Annotated in this window: 4 protein-coding genes and 2 tRNA genes; 4 read left to right on the top strand and 2 right to left on the bottom strand. The window is 70.4% G+C overall.

Annotated features, from left to right (window positions below):
- Nucleotides 1–105: 105 nt before the first annotated feature.
- Nucleotides 106–2,247 (bottom strand): M14 family zinc carboxypeptidase, encoded by a 2,142-nt coding sequence (locus tag ABZ749_RS27250; RefSeq protein WP_357232817.1) that lies wholly within the window; start codon nt 2,245–2,247, stop codon nt 106–108.
- A 353-nt stretch (nt 2,248–2,600) separates the two neighbouring features.
- Between ABZ749_RS27250 and ABZ749_RS27245 the strand changes: the two genes are divergently transcribed.
- Both ABZ749_RS27245 and ABZ749_RS27240 read left to right on the top strand, forming a co-directional pair.
- Complete coding sequence (locus tag ABZ749_RS27245; protein ID WP_357232815.1) at nt 2,601–3,110, top strand: SigE family RNA polymerase sigma factor; 510 nt, start codon at nt 2,601–2,603, stop codon at nt 3,108–3,110.
- Nucleotides 3,107–3,937, top strand: a complete 831-nt coding sequence (locus tag ABZ749_RS27240) for a hypothetical protein (protein ID WP_357232813.1) — start codon at nt 3,107–3,109, stop codon at nt 3,935–3,937. Before ABZ749_RS27245 ends, ABZ749_RS27240 begins: the two co-directional genes overlap by 4 nt.
- A 69-nt stretch (nt 3,938–4,006) precedes the next feature.
- Here ABZ749_RS27240 and ABZ749_RS27235 read toward each other — a convergent pair.
- Nucleotides 4,007–4,080: transfer RNA gene (locus ABZ749_RS27235), tRNA-Gly, on the bottom strand.
- Between the two features lie 301 nt (nt 4,081–4,381).
- Between ABZ749_RS27235 and ABZ749_RS27230 the strand changes: the two genes are divergently transcribed.
- Together ABZ749_RS27230 and tig are read left to right on the top strand one after the other, a co-directional pair.
- Nucleotides 4,382–4,455, top strand: a tRNA-Pro gene (locus tag ABZ749_RS27230).
- A 138-nt stretch (nt 4,456–4,593) separates the two neighbouring features.
- Nucleotides 4,594–5,940, top strand: coding sequence for a trigger factor (gene tig / locus ABZ749_RS27225; RefSeq protein WP_357232811.1), 1,347 nt, complete (start codon nt 4,594–4,596; stop codon nt 5,938–5,940).
- The last annotated feature ends 91 nt before the right edge of the window (nt 5,941–6,031 follow it).

Below are 6,031 nucleotides of genomic sequence, written 5' to 3'. Positions count from 1 at the left end.
CATGCTGCTGGTGCAGGACGCGCGACTGCTGCTGCTGGACGAGCCGGTCGCCGGGATGAGCCATGAGGAACGCGACGCCACCGGCGTCCTGTTGGGACCCGCGGGTCAGCCGGCGGCGGCCTCGGCGGCGGCGTAGTCGCGGGCCACCCGGACCATCTCCACCAGCCCGCCGGCGTACTCCTGGGATTCGCCGTGCGCCTCGTCGAACGGCGGCTGGAAGCCGACGCCCTCCCACTGGTTGGTCGCCGGGTTCCACAGGTCGTTGCCGACCTCGAAGTCCCAGGCGAAGATGCCCAGCTCGTAGTAGAGCTGGTCGGCCGAGTTGCCGGCTGCGGAGTAGAGCACGTCGGCGACCGGTCCGGTCTGCGACGGCCAGGTGACGGTGCCGCGCTCCTGGGCGATGGCGCCGACGATCCGCCGGGCGCTGTTGAGGAACAGCGTCGACTCGTCGATCGACGGTCGAGGCAGGGTGACCCTGCCGTCGGCCCGGTACGCCCCCGGCGGCCACATGAAGTACCCGCCGTAGGAGTGCACGTTCATCGCGAACTTGATGTTCTGGTGGGCCTTGGCCAACGCGATGACGTTGCCGCTCTCCGCCTCGGACAGCTCCGCCGTGCCGGCGTAGTTGCCGGAGAGGCAGTTCGCGCTGGCCCCCACGTAGCCGTCGAAGTACGACCCGACGGTGTAGTTGCGGTTGACGTCGACGCCCCACGAGGTGCGGTACTTCGGGTCCCGTGCCGATCCCTCGCAGTGGTTGACCAGGTTCTTGCGCTGGAAGTTGTAGTCGTTGAACGAGTAGTTCGCCCCGTCCGGGTTGACCACCGGGATGACGAAGATGTCGACCTGCTCCAGCAGCTCACGGGTGGCCGGGTCGGTCCGGGCGTTGGCCAGCATCCGCTCGGCGAACTCCAGCGTCACCAGCGGGGTGGCCCACTCCCGGGCGTGTTCCTGGGAGTACGCGAGCACCCCGACCCGGGAGCCGTCCCGATGTACGCCGAGGCGCAGCGCCTGCACCGTCCACGGCCGTGCCGGCACCTCGGTGCCCTGGAGGCCGTCGTCGAGCCGGGTGGGGCCGGCGACGGGCATCGGCAGCCCGGCCGAGCCGTCCTCGACGGTGGCCCGGAACCGGTCCGGCTGACGGGCGTTGATCGCCGCCGCGACCTCGTCGGTGGTGCTCACCGTCTTGCCGGCGGTGTCGGTGGCCAGTGACACGGTGAGGACGCGGTCGCGGTAGCCGACGGTCAGGGGGCGGTTCGCCCGGCCCGGGTCGACAGTCCGCACCTGTACGCCGTTCATGTTCTGGTCGCCGAAGCGGACCGACTCGACGACCAGGGCGGCCACCGCCGGGTCGCCCAGGTAGCCGGCGGCGTTGCGTCGGTATCCCTGGGTCCTGTTCGGCAGGTCGATCACGTCCACCAGGTCCCGGTACTGGCGGGCCAGCCGCTTGATCCGCGCCTGGATGTCCACCGGCGTCAGGTACGCGTCGATGAAGTCCTTCTGGTAGCCGGCCGGCAGCGGCGGCGGGGAGGCGTTCGGCCAGAGCGTCGGGGTGATCGCCCTGCTGACCCCGCCGAGGCTGGAGGTGGCGCTCAGCTGAACCGGCCGGCTCGGCACCGGCTGGGGGAGCGCGTAGTGGTACTGGTACTCACCGGAGTCCTCGAACCGGTACAGCGGGAACGAGCCGGTGGCGCCGTCCGCCGTACGCCAACTGACGGTGATCTCCACGTCCGGGTCGTCGGTGGCGGTGGTGGCCACCTGGGCCTGCAGGAAGGTCTGTCCGGTCGTGGTCCACCAGTACGCCTGCTGCACCTGGAGGGTGTCCACGGCAGTGGCGCTGGCGGTGGACCGCTGACCCGCGGCCGGAGCGCGCAGCCCGGCGGCGGTGCGGGCCTGGGCCGCGCGGACGCTGTCGGTGTAGTGCCGGTTACCGTCCCCGGCGCGCTGCACGACCTGCACGGCCGTCGCGCCCTGCGCGGTCAGTTCGCCGAGCTGCGTGCCGCTGAGCACCAGGTCGGCGATGATCCGGCCGTCCCGCGTCCGGGGCCGGTTGGCCAGGTCCGCGCCGGTGGCGACGAGCCGGTCCAGCTGGGCCTGATCGCGGAGCTGAACCCGTACCACTGCGGTTTCGGTGGCGCTCAGGGAGATCGGGGTGGCGGGTGCGGCCGCGCCGGAAGCCGGATGGGACAACACTGCGCTGAACAGGATCACTGTGGTGGCGGCAGCTGTCCACCGTCGTCGGACGATCATGTGCCCTCCTGTGACGGACGTCGATGTGTCTGGTCCTTACACCAGTGCACAGATCGACACCTGTCAAGAAGCGGGGCGCCTCGCCCCTGCGGCGAGGGTGACCGGACCTGAGCGCGTTCGGCCTCGGGTCAGATGTCCTGCTTGTTCTCGCACCTGCCTCGAACAGTCGGAACCGGGCCGCCGAAGATGACGATCGGGACCGAGCCGGACCGGCAGCGTTGGTGACCGTTGGCCACGCTTGTAGCCCCCGGACGTCGTTCGGCGTTGATCCCGGTGACATCTGCGCGAGTTCCGGAGCAACCCTCTGAGCCAGACCCCGCGTGACTAACTCGAAACGGGGATCGGAGGCCTGAATGAGCGATCGTGACGAGGCGTTCGCCGAGTACTTCACGGCACGGTCCGGTGCCATGCGCGGCACCGCGTACCTGCTGTGCGGCGACTGGCACCGTGCCGAAGACCTGGTCCAGACCACGTTCGTCAAGCTCTACCGGGTCTGGAACCGGATCTCGCGGCACGAGGTGCTCGACAGCTACGTGCGCCAGATCCTGATCCGGACCTTCCTCGACGAGCGCCGCCGCGGCTGGTGGCGGCGTGAACGGGTGGGTGGCGAGGACGCCGAGCAGGCGGCCCCGTCCGACTCGCCGGAGAGCCGACTGGTGCTGCTGCAGGCGCTGGCCCGGGTGGCACCGCGTCAGCGGGCCGTGCTGGTTCTCCGGTACTGGGAGGACCTGTCGATCGAGGACGTCGCGGCGTTGCTGGAGTGTTCTCCGGGGACGGTGAAGAGCCAGGCGGCACGCGGGCTCGAGACCTTGCGCGGCCTCCTGACACCCACCTACAGCGGGATCGAGATGGGGGAGCGATGAACGAGCAGGAGTTGCGCGAGGGGCTGCGCAGCGAGATGGCGGAGACAACCCCGCCACCACCATTGAGTACGACAGCCGCGCTCGGCGCGGCACGGCGGACGCACTTCCGCCGACGGGCGCTGTTGGCGTCCCTCGGTTCGGCGGCTGTCGTGCTGGCCGTCACCGGCTTCGCGGCCGTCGCCACCCCGGACGGCCACGTCTACCAGCCGGCGGGCCAGGGGCCACTGGCTTCTCCGGACACCAAGGAACCGTGGCCGACCGGGCCGAACGGGCAACCGCAGGAGGATCGGACCGCGCGGGCCGGGTCCAAGTACGACCAGGGGGTTCACCTGCTCACCGAGGCCGTCTCGGTCATACCCTCCGGCTACAGCACGCCGGAGGACCCGCCGAACCAGTCCGCCGAGGAGCGGACGCTGCGGACCCACCAGGCGCAGTTCGAGGACAAGGTGGACGGCGTCGACGTGTGGAGCTATTCGTCCTCGGTGGCAGTGGCCCAGGGTGAGGGCACCGGGCGCGTGATCGTCGAGGTGCACGCTGCCGGCAACCCGCTGCCGACCGAGCCGTGCGACCTGGCCCAGACGTTCTGGAGCATGCGGGGCGAGTGCCAGGTCGAGACCGTCGGCGCCGTGCGGGTCGGCGTGGTGGTCCGACCGACCGACGACGATCGGCTCGACCAGTGGTCGGCGTACCGGCACCCGGACGGCGTGGTGGTATTCGTGGCGCAGGCCGCGCGGCTGGACGAGAGCCGGCCGGGGTTGACGAAGCTGCCGTTCTCCGTGCCGCAGTTGGCTGCCCTCGCGGCAGACGAACGGTTCCACCTGAAGTGACACGGCGACTCGGCCTCGCCGAGTGGGCCCAGGTGCCGCCACCGTGCGGGCCACCTGGGCCTTCGTGCGTGGAGCGGGCGACGAGAATCGAACTCGCGTAGTCAGTTTGGAAGACTGAAGCTCTACCATTGAGCTACGCCCGCGTGCATCCCGCCGAAACGGGACGCGCCTCTAGCGTACCCAATGCTGTTGCCCGACGCGTAACCGCGTCACCGCCCCGCGGCGTCGCGTCGTCCGCGATCCGGCGGCACCGCGACCCAAGATCCGCGCAACGTCCGGGATGTAGTGGCCTCGCCGCCCGTGGAGACCACCACATCCGTGACGTTGTGCGGATCTTGGCGGTACGGGAGTGGGGGCTGATGGTAATTTTCGGGTGTTGTGTCCGGGTGGGGGATGCCCCGGCACCGACTGAGGCGTGGCGACGGCATAGACTGCACGTCGCCACGGGGTGTGGCGCAGCTTGGTAGCGCACTCGCTTTGGGAGCGAGGGGCCGTGGGTTCAAATCCCGCCACCCCGACTGTCGTCCGCGGCCGGGCCGCCCCGGGTGCCGCCCAGTGCGGCTCCCGGGCGATGCCGGAGCGTCAGGCCGGCTCGCCTACACTCGATGGGCTGAATCACGCCCAGACTCAACTGAGATCCGTCAAGGAGTACGCCTGTGAAGAGCACCGTCGAGACTCTGAGCCCGACGCGCGTGCGGCTCGCCATCGAGGTGCCGTTCGTCGAGCTCGAGCCGAGCCTCAAGAAGGCGTACCGGGAGATCGGTTCGCAGGTCCAGGTTCCGGGCTTCCGCCGGGGCAAGGTGCCGACCGCGGTGATCGACCAGCGGGTGGGCCGGGGCACCGTCCTCAACGAGGCGGTCCAGGAGGCCATCCCGGAGAACATCCTCGCCGCGGTTCGCGAGCACGACCTGAAGACGCTGGGGCGCCCGGAGGTCGAGATCACCGAGTTCAACGACGGTGACTCGCTGAACTTCACGGCCGAGGTCGACGTCCGCCCGGAGATCACCATCCCGGACGCGAGCACCATCGAGGTGACCGTCGACGAGCTGCAGATCGACGAGAGCGAGATCGACGAGCAGGTGAAGAACCTGCGGGAGCGTTTCGCGACCCTCAAGACCGTCGAGCGGGCCGCCGCCGAGGGCGACTACGTCCAGATCGACCTGAACGCCACCGTCGACGGCGAGGACGTGCCGGGCGGCCAGGCGAGCAACATCTCCCACGAGGTGGGCAGCAAGCAGCTCCTGCCGGGCCTGGACGAGGCCGTGGTCGGCCTCGCCGCCGGTGACGACACCACCTTCACCACCCAGCTGGTCGGCGGCGACTTCGCCGGTCGGGACGCCGACGTGGCGGTGACCGTGCGCACGGTCAAGGAGAAGGAGCTGCCGGAGCTGAACGACGAGTTCGCCCAGATGGCGAGCGAGTTCGACACGATCGAGGAGCTGCGCGGCGACCTGCGCGACCGGGTCACCCAGGGCAAGCAGGTCGAGCAGATCTACGCCGCTCGGGACAAGGCCCTGGCCCAGCTCGTCGAGGCCGCCGACATCCCGGCCCCGGAGGGTGTCGTCCGCGAGGAGGTCGACAGCCGCAAGCAGGCGATGGTCGACCAGCTGGAGCGGATCGGCGCCTCGATGGAGGAGTACCTCGCGGCCGAGGACAAGACCGAGGAGCAGATCGACGCCGAGCTGACCGAGGCGGCGACCGAGGGCGTCAAGGTCCAGCTCCTGCTGGACACGCTGGCCGACGCGGAGGACGTGCAGGTCTCCGACGACGAGTTCGGGCACGAGATCGTGCACCGGGCGCAGCGTGCCGGGATGGCCCCGCAGCAGTACTACGACCAGCTGGTGCGCTCCGGCGCGGCCGCCGCTGTCTTCGGCGACGTGCGGCGGGGCAAGGCGCTCGCGGCCGTCATGGAGAAGATCACGATCAAGGACTCGGCCGGCAACGGGATCACCCTCGACGCGCTGCGCGCCGCCAACGAGGCGGAGCACAACCACGACCACTGATCGTCGGGTGCGGCCGCCGTCCACCGCTCAGCGGCGGACGGCGGCCGCCCGCTCGCCGGACGCGCAGTGCTGGGCCGGGTCGTACGCGCCG

Origin of the sequence: Micromonospora sp. NPDC047753 (assembly GCF_040642735.1) — a bacterium.
Taxonomy (GTDB): Bacteria; Actinomycetota; Actinomycetes; order Mycobacteriales; family Micromonosporaceae; genus Micromonospora.
Note: the sequence above shows the minus strand (reverse complement) of the source record. Positions and strands in the feature narration are given on the sequence as shown.

Bases quoted from the DNA above. Each gene is read 5' to 3' on its own strand.
- ABZ749_RS27245 (WP_357232815.1), top strand. From the start codon at position 2,601: ATGAGCGATCGTGACGAGGCGTTCGCCGAGTACTTCACGGCACGGTCC.
- ABZ749_RS27240 (WP_357232813.1), top strand. From the start codon at position 3,107: ATGAACGAGCAGGAGTTGCGCGAGGGGCTGCGCAGCGAGATGGCGGAG.
- ABZ749_RS27250 (WP_357232817.1), bottom strand. From the start codon at position 2,247: ATGATCGTCCGACGACGGTGGACAGCTGCCGCCACCACAGTGATCCTG.